Here is a 19465-nt window from a genome sequence, read left to right as displayed (position 1 = left end):
ATTATAGCGGCATTCTAGCGCACTCAAACACGCAAACTCCACATAAAAACCGGAAACTTTCCGTTTAACTAACGTAAAGATTGGTATAATGCGCTTTTTTGTAACAGCGAAAGAGTTATATGACCCAGCCTGTAAACACCGTCAAGCTTGAGGCAAACACCGGGCCACACCATTTTGGTCAGAGGTTAGATCAGGTTTTGGCTGATTTGTTCCCTGAATATTCCCGTTCAAAGTTAAAAAATTGGATTCTGGAAGGGAATGTCACTGTGGATGGCGATGTTTTGACCACTCCCCGGCAAAAAATGCTGGGTGATGAATATGTACAGGTCACGGCTGAAATGGAAGTGCAGACCGCCAGCCTGCCACAGAAAATCGACCTGAACATTGTCTACGAAGATGATTCGATTTTAATTCTCAATAAGCCTGCTGATCTGGTGGTTCACCCGGGGGCAGGTAATCAGGACGGCACTTTGCTGAATGCGTTGCTGGCCCATGTACCGGGTATTGAAGTGGTGCCACGGGCTGGCATTGTGCATCGTCTGGATAAAGATACTACGGGTTTGATGGTGGTGGCGAAAACCGTTCCGGCGCAAACCCATCTGGTCAATCAACTTCAGGACCGGGTGATGAGCAGGGAGTATGAAGCACTGGCATACGGCACTATGGTCGCCGGTGGTATCGTCGATGCGCCTATCGGCCGTCATGCAACTAAGCGTACACTCATGGCCGTTCGTGAAACCGGTAAGCCGGCAGTTACTCACTATCGGGTTATCGAAAAGTTCCGTGCACATACGCACCTGCGCCTGAAACTGGAAACTGGCCGTACACACCAGATCCGCGTGCACATGGCACACCTCAAGCACCCGCTGGTGGGTGATACTGCCTATGGCGGCAGAACCCGTTTGCCAAAAGGCGCTACAGAGGCGTGTGTTGAAGCGTTACGTGCTTTCCCCCGCCAGGCCTTGCATGCTGCGCAATTGTCTCTGTTCCACCCTGAAACTGATGAATGGATGACCTGGCAGGCGCCGCTACCTGATGACATGGTGCAACTGATCGCCACTGTGCGTGAAGACACCAAAATCAAAGGTATGGATGACGTATAAGTGATATCCCTGATCCAGCCGGCATGGCCGGCGCCGGACAAAGTGTTTGCTTATACCAGTTGCCGCGACGGCGGACTCAGCAGCGGGAACTACGCCGGTTTAAACACCGGTGACCACGTGGGTGACGCTTCGCAATTAGTGGCCGGTAACCGTGCGTTATTACCCGGCCATGCCTCGATTGTCTGGTTGGATCAGGTACATGGAGAACACTGCGTTACCTTCGGTGCAGACGTGACCGGCCCTTTACCGGCGTCGCCGTTGCAGGCCGATGCCTGTATCAGCCGGACCCCGGCACGCACCTGCGCCATTATGACAGCAGACTGCGTGCCGGTTCTTCTGTGTAATCTTGCCGGTACGGAAGTGGCTGCAATTCACGCAGGCTGGCAGGGACTGGAAAAGGAGATTATCAGACACACCGTCAGCGCGATGAAATCACCCGCAGATAATTTAATGGCCTGGATCGGGCCGGCTATCAGTCGATCTTGCTATGAAGTTCCCGGTTCTCTGGCCGGCCGCTTTGCCCGTTACCCTGAAGCGATTGAGAAAATAGACGGCAGCGATAAATGTCTGCTTGATTTACCACTGATTGCACTTAAGCAATTAAACGATGCAGGCATAAAAAACGTGACGCAATCGGGTCTCTGTACCTATTCCGATCCCCGCCAATTTTATTCACACCGTCGGGCAACGCATGAAGGCAGGGGGCAAACCGGCCGCATCGTGTCTGTTATAGGTTTGCGTTAAGTCTTTTCAATCAGTCACCCGGTAACATGTGTTTTGTGAGCCGGGCAGATCCCAACATTGATGTTAATCAACAAATTAACCTGGTCTTGAGTTATTTTTTAATCAGATAACTTGAATCACAGCAGATTAATACCCATAAAATTAGCAACGTTATTGCAGGGGATTTTTCATGCGATTAGATAGATTTACCAGTAAATTTCAATTAGCGATTTCCGACGCACAGTCTCTGGCACTGGGTCGGGATCATCAGTTTATTGAGCCCGTGCACCTGATGACAGCCATGCTGAATCAACAGGGCGGCTCTGTACGTCCGTTACTCGATCAAGCCCACGTAAATGTGAATGCATTACGCTCTTCTCTGGCTGAAGCGATCGAGCGGCTTCCACGGGTTGACGGCATCGGTGGCGATGTACAGTTAAGCAAGGACAGCGGCATTTTGCTGAACCTTTGCGACAAGATTGCCCAGCAGCGCAAAGATGAATACATCACATCTGAAATTTTTGTGCTGGCAGCGCTTCAGGACAAAGGCAAATTAGGTGATTTGCTGAAAAGTCTGAATGTGACAAAGGATCAAATCGAAACGGCCATTGATAAAATGCGTGGCGGTCAGAAAGTGACAGATCCTAACGCTGAAGATGTGCGTCAGGCGCTGGAAAAATATACCACTGATCTGACTGAACGGGCAGAGCAGGGCAAGCTGGACCCGGTGATAGGCCGTGATGACGAAATCCGCCGCACCGTACAGGTATTGCAACGCCGGACTAAGAATAACCCTGTGTTAATTGGTGAACCCGGTGTAGGTAAAACCGCCATTGTTGAAGGACTTGCCCAGCGTATTATTAATGGTGAAGTACCGGAAGGGCTGAAGGATAAGCGGGTACTGTCCCTCGACATGGGCGCGTTAGTGGCCGGTGCGAAGTACCGTGGTGAATTTGAAGAACGGCTGAAAGCGGTACTCAATGAACTGGCCAAAGAAGAAGGCCGTGTCATTCTGTTCATTGATGAGCTCCATACCATGGTCGGCGCCGGTAAAGGCGACGGCGCGATGGATGCCGGTAATATGCTTAAGCCAGCTCTCGCTCGCGGTGAACTGCATTGTGTGGGCGCAACCACGCTGGACGAATACCGTCAGTATATCGAGAAAGACGCCGCTCTTGAACGTCGCTTCCAGAAAGTGCTGGTGGATGAGCCGAGTGTGGAAGATACCATCGCCATTTTACGTGGTTTGAAAGAACGTTATGAGCTTCACCACTCGGTAGATATCACCGACCCGGCCATTGTCGCGGCGGCTACATTGTCACACCGTTATATCAGTGACCGTCAGTTGCCTGATAAAGCTATCGATCTTATTGATGAAGCGGCTTCCAGCATTCGTCTGCAAATTGATTCCAAGCCTGAAGATATGGACAGGCTTGAGCGCCGCATCATCCAGTTAAAACTGGAAGAGCAGGCACTGGCAAAAGAAACAGACGATGCCAGCCACAAGCGCCTTGAGATGATCGAGCTGGAGCGTGAACAGGCTGAAAACAAATTGTCCGGTCTGGACAAAATCTGGCGCGAAGAAAAGGATGCGATGCAGGGCACGCAAACCATCAAGTCTGAACTGGAGCAGGCGAAACTCGATTTGGAAATCGCCCGCCGGGCGTCAGATCTGAATCGTATGTCAGAGCTGCAGTACGGTCGTATTCCTGAGCTGGAAATGAAACTGGAAAAAGCGGCGGAGAACGAAACAAAAGAAACCTTCTTATTGAAAAATAAGGTTACCGACGCTGAAATTGCAGATGTGCTGTCCCGCTGGACAGGTATTCCCGTATCCAAAATGCTTGAGGGTGAACGGGAAAAACTACTCAGAATGGAAGATGTACTTCATAAGCGGGTAGTGGGGCAGGCGGAAGCGGTAAATGCTGTGTCCAACGCTATCAGACGCTCACGGGCTGGCCTGGCAGATCCAAACCGACCCATTGGTTCGTTTCTGTTTTTGGGGCCTACCGGGGTAGGCAAAACCGAACTGTCGAAGGCACTGGCCGGTTTCCTGTTTGACACGGAAGACGCACTGGTACGTATCGACATGTCTGAGTTCATGGAGAAGCATTCAGTGTCCCGTTTGGTAGGGGCGCCTCCGGGTTATGTTGGTTACGAAGAAGGGGGGTATCTCACTGAGGCTGTGCGGCGTAAACCGTATTCTGTGATCCTGCTGGATGAAGTCGAAAAGGCCCATCCTGATGTGTTTAATATTCTGTTGCAGGTACTGGACGATGGTCGTCTGACAGACGGGCAGGGGCGTACGGTAGACTTCAAAAATACCGTTGTGATCATGACATCAAACCTGGGTTCCGATGTGATTCAGGACACTCACGATGACAGTCAGTACGATGAAATGAAGCAACGTGTGATGGGCGTGGTGGGGCAGCACTTCAGGCCCGAGTTTATTAACCGTGTGGATGATCTGGTGGTATTTCATCCGCTGGGTAAAGAGCAAATCAAATCCATTGCTAAAATACAGCTGGCATCACTACGTCAGCGTTTATCTGAAAAAGGTTACAAACTGGAGTTGTCCGGTGCGGCCATGGATAAGCTGGCTGACGCAGGTTTTGATCCGGTGTTTGGTGCCCGTCCACTGAAGCGGGCTATTCAGACACAAATCGAAAACCCGCTGGCGCAGCAGCTGTTATCCGGTGTGTTGTTGCCTGAATCAACAATTCGTATTGATGTAAAGGACGATCACCTTATCGTGATGTAAGCCATTCCGTCTCTGGTTTGGAAATAAGATGTCCGGACAAAATGAATGACCCCTCTGCCTGGCAGAGGGGTCTTTTTTATTCATTAGTGAACTGAGTTCATTGTGTCACAAAGGACTTTTGTTGTTTGCGTCTCCAGAATGCCAGTGAGCCACCCATCAGGAACAGCGCCAAAGTGCCGGGTTCAGGTACATCGGTTTGTGGCATTTCTTTTTTAGAAAAACCGATAGAAGCCAGTTTAAAGGCATCGTCATACAAGGTTCCGCCAATATCTCCGAACACGAGGTTATACGCTCCAATCAGCCAGTATTGGGAATAGGTTGTATCCATATCCACCATCGCCAGATTAGTGTCTTCGCAATTGAGTACGTCATACGAACCCACTGCCAGCGCCTCTTCGGCTATATCTGCCCAGGTGTTTGCACCGGACGTCAGCATAGAGGTGTCGTTTAAAGCTGCTACTGATACCTGCGTATCACCGCTGTTCCAGAGCCAGCTGAATGTTGCTCCGGTTACATTAACTTCTTCATCAAAGGAGATAAGATAAAAGTCGTAATCGGTTTCAATTATGTGATAACCGCTGGCATACCAGTCCAGATTAATATTGTCAGCGGCATGCTGGGGGACACCATATTCGCCACTGCGGGTGTCACTGGTAAACGGCGTGTTAGTCACATCTTTATTGATGATACCGTAACCCTCGCCATAATTAATCAGGCTGGCTGTTTCTACAATGTCATCGCTGAGGTAATGTTTGCCGTTGGACTGGCTGTAGGTGTAATCGTAATTACGGGAAGAAAAGCCCTGGCCTCCCGTATCCGAATACGCTGTCGTACTGATTGTCACGCCATCGACAACGGCGCTGGTGATACCATCGTTGGCAATCATGTAACGCAAATCTTCAGCAAAGTAGTCACTGGCTGAGCAGCCGGTGTGACTATCGCCACACTTAGTGCTCCAACTGGTAGCCTGTGCAGGTACGATGAATATCCCTGACGCAACCAGTGTGGTGACACTCATAATTTTATTAAACTTCATAAATAAAACCTTACGTGGGGACAATGAATCACTGTCTTCACTTTGAGCAAAATTAACCGTCTTTCTTACTGTTTTACTCCCGGAGGGTTGCAGCAGAAATCTCTTACGTGACGCCGGAAGGCAACTCATAAGCTGAACGGACTACAGGCTTGTATTGTAGTTTGGGCGGGTCCTTTATGAAGTATGTGTCTTTATACAAAGGGGACAGGATGAATACAGAGCGCGGGTGTGCTGTACAGGATATAAGAACAAAAAAAGCCGCACGGAAAACAGGTTTCAGTGCGGCCTGATTGTTTCAGACTTAGATGCAGTGTGTCATATACCGTTAAGTAGTCGGACTGCCAGTGTCTTGCCGTTGTATTCCAATTCGGAATTGGCAGCCAGTTCAAGGTGTTCCTGCGCTTCAGCTTCGCGTCCCATCTTCACCAGCGTGTACCCGAGATGGAAGCGGAGTTTCGGGTTAGTCGCCTGACGACTGAACGCCCGTCTCAACATTTCCAGACTTTCAGCATATTTTCCTTCGTTAGCCAGTACCCAGCCATAAGTGTCAAGTATTTCCGGATCGCTGGCATTCAACTGAAATGCCTCTTTAATCCACTGACTGGCCTGAATGGTATTTGTCTGAGCTGACATTTCTGCCAGACGGTTCAGTACTTTCGGTTTGTTCAGTACATTGGGTAATTTAGCCAGCTCAATATATACAGGTATCGACTTCTCAAATTCCCCGGCATTATAGAAATACTGAGCAAGTAAATTAGCCGGTAACAGGTATTCTGGCTGCTCTTTCATTAATTTTCTGGCAATCGATACAAAACCTTCAGGGTTGTTGCCCCGCTCAGCCATTTTATAAGCCGCCAGAAGGGGCTGAGCATAAACAGGTGCGATAGTCAGTGAACGGCCATACGCCTGTGCAGCTTTATCAAAACTGTTGCGGCTTTCTGCAAGCAGGCCGGCCACATACCAGAAGTCCGCGTTATTCTGGTTTTTCTCAATACGTGAAGCAATAGTGTTCGCCGCGTCAGATACTTTACCCATTGCGATCTGCAGCTTAGCCGTATGCAGGGCAAGATCATTATCGTAAGGAGAGATTTCTCTGGCAGTTGTGAATGCAGCCAGTGCTTCATCAGGACGTCCAAGCTTAATCAGGATATTGCCATAACGCTCCAGATATTTTGAATTAGTCTGGATAACGTCCCTGGCAAGCACAATGGCCTGTTCGGCTTCGTCAGCTCTGTCCATACCGATCAGAATGTCGGCTTTCTGCAGCAAGTATGCAGGATTGTCAAAATCCTCTTTAAGGAGTTTGTCTAACTGATAAAGTGCACCACTCATATCGCCTTTAGCTGCGGCAACCTGAACCAGTTTTACCCGCGCCTCCTGATTGTTAGGATGCAAGGTAAGCACATCTTTGTATATCAGTACCGCATTATCAATATCTTTAAGTCTTAGCAGGTTTTGTGCTTTCAACAGTTGCGAAGGAACATGACGGGGAACTTGTGCCAGTAACGCATCGAGGAGTTCCAGCGATGCAGGCAGGTTACCCGTCTTAGCATCCAGAGCTGCAAGGTTGAATCTGGCTGAAAAACTGCTCTCATTGATACTCAGGGCTTTATCCAGCAAGTTACGGGCTTTGGCAAATTCTTCCTGTTGTATAAATAAAGTAGCTTTTAGATTATAAACATCGGCTTTGTCCGGAAAAATGTCGATGAGCGCATCTACCGCATTATGAGCGTCATCGTACATGCCGAATCGCATTTTCATAGATGCGTAGGTAAACAGGAAAGTCGGATTAAGCTGCTGGGCAGGATAATTTTTATCAAGCAGTGCCAGTGCCTGTTCTTCCATTCCCCGTACTGTCATCAGCTTAATTTTAAATAGTTGCAATTGCAGGGTATTAGGAAATTCTTCTTCCAATGCGCGAACAAGACTGTCTGCCCGGAAGCTTTTGTTCTGATCTATCAGCAAATCACCCAGCAGAAGGGCTGCATTTAAATCCTGCATCAACAATGACTGCTTTTTCTCCAACAGTGTTAACGCCAGTTTAGGGCGCTGGGTAGAAATATATGCTTTGGCCAGTAATTTTATCGCCTGCAAGTCATCAGGCACCTTACCCAGGTAACGTTCGAAATCGCCAACCGCTTTTTCGATGTTGCCATTAAAATAGGCAGTAAGGCCGCTGATATAAATAAGCAGCGGTTGGGATTCAACTACGTCCGGCGACAACTCGGAAAGTGTATTACTCAGTTTCTGAATTTCAGTACTGTTTGATGTGACCGTCTGTTCCTGTGTCATCAACCAGTTGTTAAGCAGAATAGCCAGTGGATCGTCCGGAGTACGGGACATGATTTCATCCACATAGGCACGGGCGCTTTCAAAGTCATCTCTGGCAATGTAGATATTAACCAGATTACGCAGAGCAATGGGATCGTCTGAATTTATTTCAAGTGCACGTTTAAAATCTTTGATAGCGGTATCAACGTCGCCCTGACGGTAGCTGAGCTGACCTGTCAGGCGCCACAGAATGGCACTGTTATCATCAATTTCGCGGGATTGTGCGAGAAAGTCTTCAGCGGTATCTGTATCACCGGCCCGCATTGCAATTGCTGCAAGTCCGTTCAGCGCGTTGTCCTTATTATAGGGCATTGCAAGCATGTCCTGATAAGCTTGTTCAGCGCAGACATCATCGTCAAGTTTGGTACAGGCTGTTGCCCGGATCTGTAGCCAGCTTGATTTTTGTTTAGAGCCCAGACGCTTGTATTCCTGGAAATCAAGAATGTCGCGGAAGCGGTTCATAAACAACCAGGCCGTTCCCAGCGGTTCTGCAACCAGATTCAGGTCAGCGCCCATGTCGATGGCTTCCTGAAACTCCAGTTCAGCAGCACGCACATAACCGTTTTGCAGAAGCAGGCGACCCATTAATATCTTGGCAGTCAGGTTATCAGGATCTTTTTGCAGACTATTTTTCAGGTGAACAAACGATTCTTCATATCGTTTTGCATTGTAGGCTTCCAGTGCCTGTTCATAATCTTCAAAGGTTGTAGCATGGGCTGATCCAATAAGGCTCAGTCCGGCCAGACCGAAAAGCGCGCTGCGCACGCGTGAAGCTAACATCCGTTGATTTTTCATAATTCACCTGAATTTGCCGAACAAAAAAGGTGGCATTAAGCCACCTTATACGGGTAATGCCTGTTAAGGCTTAATCAAATTGATTAAGCACTACGTCTTCTGCGCCACATTGCCAGGGCACCGCCCATGAACAACATTGCGAATGTACCAGGTTCAGTTACCTGCGTTGTTGGTGGCTCTTCACCAGGCTTTTTATTAAAGCCTACGCTGGCTAACTTGAAACCGTCATCGAACATATCGTAACCGATGTCGCCGAAGACTGTGTTATACGCTCCGATAATCCAGTATTGAGAATAAACATTATCCAGACCGCTGATTTCTGCTAAATCAGTATCGTCACAGTTAAGAACATCAAATGAACCAACTGCCAGCGCATCACCTGCTATGTCGCCCCAAGTATTTACCCCTGAAGTAAGCATAGATGTATCGCTAAGTGCTGCAACAGAAACCTGTGTATCTGTTTCCTTCCACAGCCAACTAAATGTTGCACCGGTAACATTTACTTCTTCGTCGAAGGAGATCAGTACGTAGTCAAAATCTGTTTCCACATATTTCGTACTGCTCCACCAATACGACTTAATGATTTCCTGGTTATCAGCAGAGTGTGCCGGAGACGATGTTCCTTCGTCTGCATTGATTACACCATAGCCATCGCCATAGTTTTGAAGTGTGGCTGCTTCAACATTTTCGTCTTTGTAAACATAGTTACCAGAAGAATATTTAGTCGAAGCTGCTGTATCAGAGTAAGCAGAAGCGTTGATGGTTACACCATCAACTACTGCATTGCTGATACCATCACTGGCCAGACTGTACATCAAGTCATCTGCGAAATAGTCAGCTGCATTACAGCCATCACCTGTGTTGCCATCATTGCCACAGCCGTTATGCCAATTGCCTTTATAGCCAGTTGCCATAGCAGGTGCAGTAATAGCGCTTGCAAGGACGAGTGTCGTCACTGACGCGATCTTACTTATCTTCATATTAAAAACCCCTTTTATACCTCGATTTCATACCTCAATCCGATCTAAGCACTTACCGTGCCATTTTTTATTGTATTGATTTTTATAGGGAAATTTGATGTTGGATTTAGGTTTAAAAATTCCTACGTAAAAAATACTGACATGATACAAAAGTAGTTAAAGTGATTTTATTTATTATAATTCAATATGTTACTCAAAGATCTTGTAAATTAAATTGAGGTATGTCAGCTCATACTAAGTAATAGGCATTCTCTGGTATATTTGAACCGTGCGTAGTGCGGGTATGTATGAAATAATGGATTGGTCAGTATTAATTAACTTGAGGTTTTATGACGGACACAAAAAGGAAAGGCATCTACCTGTTGCCTAATTTACTTACCACCGCAGGGTTGTTCTCGGGTTTCTATGCCGTAGTCGCGTCTATGAACGGCAGTTTCGAAGCTGCTGCGGTTGCCGTTTTCGTTGCAATGATATTTGATGGACTCGATGGAAGGGCTGCAAGGATCACCAACACACAAAGTGCGTTTGGTGCTGAATACGACTCAATGGCCGACATGGTTTCTTTTGGTGTTGCTCCGGCGCTGGTTGCTTACAACTGGGGTTTAAGTGAATTAGGTAAGCTGGGATGGCTCGCTGCCTTTATATATGTAGCTGGTGCAGCGTTGCGTCTGGCTCGGTTCAATACGCAGGTGGGTATTGCTGACAAACGATTCTTTCAGGGGTTGGCAAGTCCGGCTGCTGCAGCCGTTGTATCCGGGTTGGTCTGGGTAGGCGTTGAATATGATGTGAATGGCAACGACTATGGTTTTGTTGTAGCACTGATAACCGGTGCTGCCGGCTTACTTATGGTGAGTAATTTTAAATATAACTCTTTCAAAGAAGTGAACTGGAACGGCAAAGTTCCTTTTGTTGCGCTTCTTATTATTATGCTTGTGTTTGTAATTGTGGCGACAGAGCCTGCATTAGTGCTTTTCCTTGTCTTTGCCCTTTATGCTCTTGCCGGGCCCATTAATACATTCCGTACCGTTGACAAGGTAACACTTCAGGATGTAGTGGGGGACCATGAAGAGAAGGATGCGGATTTTACTGTTGATGATGATAAGGCAGATGAAAAAACCGTTGGTGATGATGAACCAGAGCATAAGTCATAGCACCGGTTACCTGAATTAATGTAGAAAAGAGATATCAGAACAGACGAAATTAAGATGTTTGTTCATTTAATTATCAATATGTTTAAAAAGCGACCGTTCAGGTCGCTTTTTTACTTTTTACGCTAATTAAGGGTTGACGTGAAGGGGCATGTGAGTAGAATGCGCGTCCTCGGTTCAGGGAGCTGAAACAAAGCACCGGAAACGAGTTTTTGGAAAGCGTTTTGAGAAGAAAATACTTCAAAAAAATGATTGACAAAAAAATGATGCGGAGTAATATACGCATCCCGCTTGAGACGGCTAACAGCAAGGCTTAAGCAATTGTTCTTTAAAAATTTATAACAAGACAATCTGTGTGGGCACTCGTTAAGAGTGTCAACCGACGATTCATAAAAGTTTTTCGATATATTTAATTGAAGAGTTTGATCATGGCTCAGATTGAACGCTGGCGGCAGGCCTAACACATGCAAGTCGAACGGTAACAGAAATAGCTTGCTATTTGCTGACGAGTGGCGGACGGGTGAGTAATGCTTGGGAACTTGCCTTTGGGAGGGGGATAACAGTTGGAAACGACTGCTAATACCGCATAACGTCTACGGACCAAAGGGGGCTTAGGCTCCTACCTGAAGAGAGGCCCAAGTGAGATTAGCTAGTTGGTGAGGTAAAGGCTCACCAAGGCGACGATCTCTAGCTGTTCTGAGAGGAAGATCAGCCACACTGGGACTGAGACACGGCCCAGACTCCTACGGGAGGCAGCAGTGGGGAATATTGCACAATGGGGGAAACCCTGATGCAGCCATGCCGCGTGTGTGAAGAAGGCCTTCGGGTTGTAAAGCACTTTCAGTTGTGAGGAAAGGTTGGTAGTTAATACCTGCCAGCTGTGACGTTAACAACAGAAGAAGCACCGGCTAACTCCGTGCCAGCAGCCGCGGTAATACGGAGGGTGCGAGCGTTAATCGGAATTACTGGGCGTAAAGCGGACGCAGGCGGTTTGTTAAGCTAGATGTGAAAGCCCCGGGCTCAACCTGGGATGGTCATTTAGAACTGGCAGACTAGAGTCTTGGAGAGGGGAGTGGAATTCCAGGTGTAGCGGTGAAATGCGTAGATATCTGGAGGAACATCAGTGGCGAAGGCGACTCCCTGGCCAAAGACTGACGCTCATGTCCGAAAGTGTGGGTAGCGAACAGGATTAGATACCCTGGTAGTCCACACCGTAAACGCTGTCTACTAGCTGTGTGTGAATTTAATTCGTGCGTAGCGAAGCTAACGCGCTAAGTAGACCGCCTGGGGAGTACGGCCGCAAGGTTAAAACTCAAATGAATTGACGGGGGCCCGCACAAGCGGTGGAGCATGTGGTTTAATTCGAAGCAACGCGAAGAACCTTACCTACACTTGACATGCAGAGAATTTTCCAGAGATGGATTAGTGCCTTCGGGAACTCTGACACAGGTGCTGCATGGCTGTCGTCAGCTCGTGTCGTGAGATGTTGGGTTAAGTCCCGCAACGAGCGCAACCCTTGTCCTTAGTTGCCAGCATTTGGTTGGGCACTCTAAGGAGACTGCCGGTGACAAACCGGAGGAAGGTGGGGACGACGTCAAGTCATCATGGCCCTTACGTGTAGGGCTACACACGTGCTACAATGGCAAGTACAGAGGGAAGCAAGACAGTGATGTGGAGCGGACCCCTTAAAGCTTGTCGTAGTCCGGATTGGAGTCTGCAACTCGACTCCATGAAGTCGGAATCGCTAGTAATCGCAGGTCAGCATACTGCGGTGAATACGTTCCCGGGCCTTGTACACACCGCCCGTCACACCATGGGAGTGGGATGCAAAAGAAGTAGTTAGTCTAACCTTCGGGAGGACGATTACCACTTTGTGTTTCATGACTGGGGTGAAGTCGTAACAAGGTAACCCTAGGGGAACCTGGGGTTGGATCACCTCCTTACCTTAAAAATCGTTTATTGCCTTTTAGCGCAGTGTTCACACAGATTGTTTTGTTATTAATGAAGAACGACCAAGTCTTATGGGGCTATAGCTCAGCTGGGAGAGCGCCTGATTTGCATTCAGGAGGTCAGCAGTTCGATCCTGCTTAGCTCCACCAATAGGCTTGTAGCTCAGCTGGTTAGAGCGCACCCCTGATAAGGGTGAGGTCGGCAGTTCAAGTCTGCCCAAGCCTACCAAATCTTTCTCATGCGGCGTCAGATAAAACCTTATGTGCCGGGGCACACGACGGTTTCATCTTCCTTGCCTGAAAAAGATTGGATGTATTAAGTAATCACTTGGTCAGAATGGAATCAAATCCTAATGAATATCCGCTTTTACAGCGACTATTGATTAGGGTTTTTTACTCTAAACCTGTTCTTTAACAATTTGGAAAGCTGATATTAGTAATCAATCAAATTGAGTAACTGAGAATATCGAAAGATGTTCTTTCAAAAGCTACTCTATCTGACAACGGCGCAGCGTAAGCTGCAACGTAATTGATTAGACAGTCATGCATACAACAGTGCTTAAGTGCACACCTGACTCCGGATAAAAAGGCGGAGGCAGGCGCAGGAAAATCCATCCTTTTGAGTTGTCGCAACTCTTGGATAATCCTGTAATAGCTATTCACTCTCTCACTACTCATGTTGAGAAGAGGAAATAGCGACGATTAAGGTTCTGGGCAAGCGAATACGACGAGTGAGCGAGGGCGTATACAAGTAGTATATAACCGAGCGAGCGAGGAAGAGTCGCGCAGCACAGGTTCTTAAGCGGAAGCTATTTAGGGTTGTATGGTTAAGTGACTAAGCGTATACGGTGGATGCCTTGGCAGTAAGAGGCGATGAAGGACGTGTAAGTCTGCGAAAAGCGGTGGCGAGCTGACAAAACGCATTTGAGCCATCGATGTCCGAATGGGGAAACCCACCCGCTTGCGGGTATCGTTAACTGAATACATAGGTTAACGAGGCAAACCCGGGGAACTGAAACATCTAAGTACCCGGAGGAAAAGAAATCAACCGAGATTCCCTTAGTAGCGGCGAGCGAAAGGGGACCAGCCGATGTTAGTTGTCATAGTGGAATATTCTGGAAAGTTTAACGGAACAGGGTGATAGTCCCGTACACGAAGTGACAGTTAGCACATATTAAGTAGGTCGGGACACGTGTTATCCTGACTGAAGATGGGGGGACCATCCTCCAAGGCTAAATACTCCTTACTGACCGATAGTGAACCAGTACCGTGAGGGAAAGGCGAAAAGAACCCCTGTGAGGGGAGTGAAACAGAACCTGAAACCGTATACGTACAAGCAGTGGGAGCCCTTCGGGGTGACTGCGTACCTTTTGTATAATGGGTCAGCGACTTATATTTGGTAGCAAGGTTAACCGTATAGGGGAGCCGTAGCGAAAGCGAGTGTTAACTGCGCGTTGAGTTGCCAGGTATAGACCCGAAACCCGGTGATCTAGCCATGGGCAGGTTGAAGGTTGAGTAACATCAACTGGAGGACCGAACCCACGCCTGTTGAAAAAGGCGGGGATGACTTGTGGCTGGGGGTGAAAGGCCAATCAAACCGGGAGATAGCTGGTTCTCCCCGAAATCTATTTAGGTAGAGCCTCGGACGAATTCCTTTGGGGGTAGAGCACTGTTAAGGCTAGGGGGTCATCCCGACTTACCAACCCTTTGCAAACTCCGAATACCAAAGAGAACTATCCGGGAGACACACGGCGGGTGCTAACGTCCGTCGTGAAGAGGGAAACAACCCAGACCGCCAGCTAAGGTCCCAAAATATTGCTAAGTGGGAAACGATGTGGGAAGGCTAAGACAGCTAGGAGGTTGGCTTAGAAGCAGCCACCCTTTAAAGAAAGCGTAATAGCTCACTAGTCGAGTCGGCCTGCGCGGAAGATGTAACGGGGCTAAGCAATATACCGAAGCTGCGGCAAAGTACTTGTACTTTGGGTAGGGGAGCGTTCTGTAAGCCGCTGAAGGTGAACTGTGAAGTTTGCTGGAGGTATCAGAAGTGCGAATGCTGACATGAGTAACGATAATGGGGGTGAAAAACCCCCACGCCGGAAGACCAAGGTTTCCTGTCCCATGCTAATCAGGGCAGGGTAAGTCGGCCCCTAAGGCGAGGCAGAAATGCGTAGTCGATGGGAAACGGGTTAATATTCCCGTACTTATATAATCAGTGACGGAGGGACGGAGAAGGCTAGACAATCCTGGCGTTGGTTGCCCAGGTGAAAGTGTGTAGGAAGTAAGATTAGGTAAATCCGGTTTTATAATTCTGAGACACGAGACGAGCTCCCAAGGGAGTGAAGTTGTTGATGCCCTGCTTCCAGGAAAAGCTTCTAAACTTATGATTATGTGAACCGTACCCCAAACCGACACAGGTGGTCAGGTAGAGAACACTAAGGCGCTTGAGAGAACTCGGGTGAAGGAACTCGGCAAAATTGTACCGTAACTTCGGGAGAAGGTACGCCCCTGCGTGTGATGAGACTTGCTCTCTGAGCACACGGGGGCCGCAGTGACCAGGTGGCTGGGACTGTTTATTAAAAACACAGCACTCTGCTAAATCGTAAGATGACGTATAGGGTGTGACACCTGCCCGGTGCCGGAAGGTTAATTGATGGGGTTAGCGTAAGCGAAGCTCTTGATCGAAGCCCCGGTAAACGGCGGCCGTAACTATAACGGTCCTAAGGTAGCGAAATTCCTTGTCGGGTAAGTTCCGACCTGCACGAATGGTGTAACCATGGCCACGCTGTCTCCACCCGAGACTCAGTGAAATTGAAATCGCAGTGAAGATGCTGTGTACCCGCACCTAGACGGAAAGACCCCGTGAACCTTTACTACAGCTTGGCACTGAACATTGAACCTACTTGTGTAGGATAGGTGGGAGGCTTTGAAGTATGGACGCCAGTTCATACGGAGCCGTCCTTGAAATACCACCCTGGTATGTTTGATGTTCTAACGTTGTTCCCTTATCGGGAATGCGGACAGTGTCTGGTGGGTAGTTTGACTGGGGCGGTCTCCTCCCAAATAGTAACGGAGGAGCACGAAGGTTAGCTAATCACGGTCGGACATCGTGAGGTTAGTGCAATGGCATAAGCTAGCTTAACTGCGAGACAGACACGTCGAGCAGGTACGAAAGTAGGTCATAGTGATCCGGTGGTTCTGTATGGAAGGGCCATCGCTCAACGGATAAAAGGTACTCCGGGGATAACAGGCTGATACCGCCCAAGAGTTCATATCGACGGCGGTGTTTGGCACCTCGATGTCGGCTCATCACATCCTGGGGCTGAAGTCGGTCCCAAGGGTATGGCTGTTCGCCATTTAAAGTGGTACGCGAGCTGGGTTTAGAACGTCGTGAGACAGTTCGGTCCCTATCTGGTGTGGGCGTTGGATGATTGAGGGGAGCTGCTCCTAGTACGAGAGGACCGGAGTGGACGAACCGCTGGTGTTCGGGTTGTTTTGCCAAAGGCATTGCCCGGTAGCTACGTTCGGAATCGATAACCGCTGAAAGCATCTAAGCGGGAAGCGAGCCCCGAGATGAGTCATCCCTGAGGTTTAACCTCTCTGAAGGGTTGTTGAAGACTACAACGTTGATAGGCAGGATGTGGAAGTGTTGCAAGGCATTAAGCTAACCTGTACTAATTGCCCGTGAGGCTTAACCATACAACGCCTAAGTAGCTTTTACTTAGAAGTTGTGAGTTAAAGACTGACTAATTAATGAGTTAGAGTAGCGTTACTCTGATTGATGAAGATATCAAGCTTTCCAGAATTGTTATCTTAGTGATGTGTAAACATCATTAAGACAAAAGTTTATGCCTGACGGCAATAGCGACGTGGTACCACCTGAATCCATTCCGAACTCAGAAGTGAAACGCGTTAGCGGCGATGGTAGTGTGGGGTCTCCCCATGTGAGAGTAGCACACCGTCAGGCTCCCAATTACGAAGAAGCCCGCTCATCTGAGCGGGCTTTTTTCGTTTCTGTTCTCTGTTCAGAATCCCACTATGCTTCTTTTTATTAAAGTGCTCGCTTCAAACATAGAATATTCCTTAATAGATGCCTGTATTCACTGTAAAGCGGGGAGTAAAAAGCCCGCAGATGCGGGCTTGTCTCATTGAATGTATGACTATTCAAATATGAGTACGCTTTCATCAGGCACGATATCGAAATCATATTTTCCGTAATCAGCAAAACCAGGGCAATTATTTACGGTACCCTCAAGTACAATCGTTCCTGACTGAAGGTTCTCATATACACCGGTTGCACCCACCAGATTCACATATTCTTTTATGAACATCGGTTCACCACCCGAGCAGAATAAATCCCCCTGAAGCGGGATAAACACATCGTATGCAGAATGAAGTGAGAATGTTCTGTCATCGTCAATCATGACATGAGAAATTACAGGTCCGGCAGTAAAGAAGTTTGTCAGATCGATAGTGCCTTTCAGCACACCTTTAACTTTTTCCCGTTTCTTAATAGATTTGCGTTCATCTTTTGAAAAGGATTTCCAGTCAGTGCTTTTCAGCACTATCTCAAATTGTCCAAGTTGTTCAAGTTTTACCAGGTCTGTAGAAACATCAAAAGTCTCAACAGTCCCCTTGGTAATTGTGTAAGTTCCTTTTACTACACGGTTGTCAGAGCTGTCTTTATCATGTTTAGCCAGTACAGGTGTCGAAAGGCATAAGGCAGAAAACACAGAAGCAGCAACAAGAGATTTAATTTTCATAAACTTCCTTATAAGTATTCCATAGTTGTGGCGTCTATTTGCGCCGGAGGTAAGAGGTTAATGACCTTAAGGTGTGACTACGTAAACACTATCTAATCGGGTCGGCCCGGTTCAGCATAAACTTTTATACACCAGTATAGTTTTCATTTAAATCTCTTATATTCAGCAAATGTAATTAAATCCGGCTGGCGGAATACAGATCTCTGATTAGTCCCATTTCGTGAATCCAAATCGACTATTGTCTTATCCATATTGATGTTAACAAATTGTTTTAATGGGCTATAGTTTAACCATAACAACAATGAGGAAGTAAGCAGGCGTGAAAAATTCAATTATCTCCGGGTTACTGGCCCTGGTAACCGTGTCGGTGTGTGGTCTGTTTGATATAGCCTTCTGGTGGGTGGCTGTCGCCGTGTTCTTTGTAACACTCATACCTGCTCTGATATTTCCTCAGCAGAGCACGGTTGTTGCCGGAACCGACGGGCAAGACGATGCTGACTCGAAATTAGGTGAGTCTATCAGCCAGTCTGCCAGCCGGATCGCTATAGGTGGAGCAACGGTTTCCCACTTTCTGGATAAGCTTGCCGCAGTATTTAAAGAGCAGGCCGATAGTGTTCAGGAAATCGCCGGCAGTATTAAGCACCTTGAAGAAGGTAATCTTCAACTTGTGGGATTCTCTACAGATGCTCAGCAAAAAATTCAGGCAGCAGACGATAAAACTCAGGATTGTAAGCAGGCTCTGAGCCAGTTGGTTGAACAACAAAGTCAGCTTCGTAGTGAAATTGAAGCCTCAGCAGATATGCTCGCCACATTAAAGAGCAAGGCCGATTCCATCAGCGGCATCACCACTACCATTAATCAACTGGCCGATCAGACTAATATGCTCGCTTTAAATGCTGCTATTGAAGCTGCAAGGGCCGGAGAGCAGGGACGGGGATTTGCCGTTGTTGCCGATGAAGTGCGCGACCTCGCTCAAAAGACAACAAATGCTACCCAGGGCATTGACGATGTACTCAATGAAATCAATCGCTACAGTCAAACTTCTGTAGACGCCATTGAAAAAGTTTCAGCAGCCAACGGCGCCATGTCGGACGTAGTGAACTATATGTCGTCCCTGATTGAAGAAACCAGCATTATTTCTACAGAAGCGGCAAATTCAATGGGGCAGGTCGCCAGTACGGTAGAAGTGCACGGCAATACCAACAGAGGAATAAGTGTAAATGCTGAAAGGTTACATCAGAATACCAAGCATCTTGAAGGCGATCTGACAGATGTTTCAGAGAAGGTACTGGCACTTAGTTATCACACTGAGGGTATTTTCCGGCAATTACAGGCATTGCGGGTGAATGACCGTAACGGAAAAGTCCAACGGATCGCCACCAGGTCCGCCCAAAAGATTGGTCAAATGTTCGAAGAGGCTATTACCAGTGGAAAAATCTCTGAATCAGATTTGTTCAACTTTCACTATGAACCGGTGAAAGGGACCAATCCGCAAAAATTCACTACACGGTTTGATTCATTTACTGATGTTTTGCTTCCTCCGGTACAGGAACCTGTCCTTGAGGAAAATAACTTTATTATTTATGCCGGGGCGGTGGATATTAACGGATACTTCCCGACCCACAATAAAAAATTCAGCAAACCTATGACCGGAGATTACGACACTGACCTGGCTAAGAGCCGGACGAAACGCATTTTCGATGATCCTACCGGTTCCCGTTGCGGAAAGAATACAGAGAGTTTTCTTCTGCAAACCTACAAGCGTGATACCGGAGAAGTGATGCACGATCTGTCTGCACCGATTTACGTTAACGGCAAACACTGGGGCGGTTTTCGTATAGGGTACAAAGCAGAAGATGTATGAAGCATAATGAAAAAA

At 47.7% G+C, this 19465-nt stretch carries 9 protein-coding genes, 2 tRNA genes and 3 rRNA genes; 10 read left to right on the top strand and 4 right to left on the bottom strand.

Annotated elements, in window-relative coordinates; all coding sequences use genetic code 11:
• The first annotated feature begins 119 nt into the window (after nucleotides 1-119).
• The 3 genes from rluD to clpB all read left to right on the top strand — a co-directional run bounded on the left by rluD (nucleotide 120) and on the right by clpB (nucleotide 4587).
• Nucleotides 120-1103 (top strand): 23S rRNA pseudouridine(1911/1915/1917) synthase RluD, encoded by a 984-nt coding sequence (gene rluD, locus DS731_RS13965; protein ID WP_119501908.1) that lies wholly within the window; start codon nucleotides 120-122, stop codon nucleotides 1101-1103.
• Nucleotides 1104-1847: a peptidoglycan editing factor PgeF gene (pgeF, locus tag DS731_RS13960; protein WP_232373371.1), complete on the top strand. Its 744-nt coding sequence runs from the start codon at nucleotides 1104-1106 to the stop codon at nucleotides 1845-1847.
• A 169-nt stretch (nucleotides 1848-2016) separates the two neighbouring features.
• Complete coding sequence (gene clpB, locus DS731_RS13955; protein WP_119501907.1) at nucleotides 2017-4587, top strand: ATP-dependent chaperone ClpB; 2571 nt, start codon at nucleotides 2017-2019, stop codon at nucleotides 4585-4587.
• A 97-nt stretch (nucleotides 4588-4684) separates the two neighbouring features.
• Here the strand turns inward: clpB and xdp1 (DS731_RS13950) are convergent, their stop codons facing one another.
• The 3 genes from xdp1 (DS731_RS13950) to xdp1 (DS731_RS13940) form a co-directional block, all read right to left on the bottom strand.
• A complete protein-coding gene (gene xdp1 / locus DS731_RS13950) occupies nucleotides 4685-5623 on the bottom strand; it encodes an exosortase-dependent surface protein XDP1 (RefSeq protein ID WP_161599160.1) in 939 nt (312 codons plus the stop codon).
• A 315-nt stretch (nucleotides 5624-5938) separates the two neighbouring features.
• Nucleotides 5939-8749 (bottom strand): tetratricopeptide repeat protein, encoded by a 2811-nt coding sequence (locus tag DS731_RS13945; protein ID WP_119501905.1) that lies wholly within the window; start codon nucleotides 8747-8749, stop codon nucleotides 5939-5941.
• Between the two features lie 83 nt (nucleotides 8750-8832).
• Nucleotides 8833-9705, bottom strand: a complete 873-nt coding sequence (xdp1, locus tag DS731_RS13940; protein ID WP_232373370.1) for an exosortase-dependent surface protein XDP1 — start codon at nucleotides 9703-9705, stop codon at nucleotides 8833-8835.
• Between the two features lie 353 nt (nucleotides 9706-10058).
• Here xdp1 (DS731_RS13940) and pssA point away from each other — a divergent pair, with 353 nt between their 5' ends.
• The 6 genes from pssA to rrf all read left to right on the top strand — a co-directional run bounded on the left by pssA (nucleotide 10059) and on the right by rrf (nucleotide 16790).
• Nucleotides 10059-10880, top strand: a complete 822-nt coding sequence (gene pssA / locus DS731_RS13935) for a CDP-diacylglycerol--serine O-phosphatidyltransferase (RefSeq protein ID WP_119501903.1) — start codon at nucleotides 10059-10061, stop codon at nucleotides 10878-10880.
• A gap of 407 nt (nucleotides 10881-11287) precedes the next feature.
• Nucleotides 11288-12820, top strand: a 16S ribosomal RNA gene (locus tag DS731_RS13930).
• 80 nt (nucleotides 12821-12900) lie between these two features.
• Nucleotides 12901-12976 (top strand) — tRNA-Ala (locus DS731_RS13925).
• A gap of 2 nt (nucleotides 12977-12978) precedes the next feature.
• Nucleotides 12979-13055 (top strand) — tRNA-Ile (locus DS731_RS13920).
• Between the two features lie 596 nt (nucleotides 13056-13651).
• Nucleotides 13652-16522 (top strand): 23S ribosomal RNA (locus tag DS731_RS13915).
• Between the two features lie 152 nt (nucleotides 16523-16674).
• A 5S ribosomal RNA gene (gene rrf, locus DS731_RS13910) occupies nucleotides 16675-16790 on the top strand.
• The 16S, 23S and 5S rRNA genes sit together here with 2 tRNA genes alongside, the layout of an rRNA operon.
• Nucleotides 16791-16983: 193 nt before the next feature.
• On the opposite strand, the gene DS731_RS13905 is transcribed toward rrf, so the two are convergent.
• Nucleotides 16984-17586 (bottom strand): hypothetical protein, encoded by a 603-nt coding sequence (locus tag DS731_RS13905; RefSeq protein WP_119501902.1) that lies wholly within the window; start codon nucleotides 17584-17586, stop codon nucleotides 16984-16986.
• 319 nt (nucleotides 17587-17905) lie between these two features.
• On the opposite strand from DS731_RS13905, the gene DS731_RS13900 reads away from it, so the two are divergent.
• Entirely contained in the window at nucleotides 17906-19450 is a 1545-nt protein-coding gene (locus DS731_RS13900) for a methyl-accepting chemotaxis protein (protein WP_119501901.1), read from the top strand.
• The last annotated feature ends 15 nt before the right edge of the window (nucleotides 19451-19465 follow it).

The organism is Alteromonas sp. RKMC-009 (genome assembly GCF_003584565.2).
Taxonomy (GTDB): Bacteria; Pseudomonadota; Gammaproteobacteria; order Enterobacterales; family Alteromonadaceae; genus Alteromonas.
The sequence above is the reverse complement of the archived record's forward strand: the minus strand, read 5'-3'. Positions and strand labels throughout refer to the sequence as shown.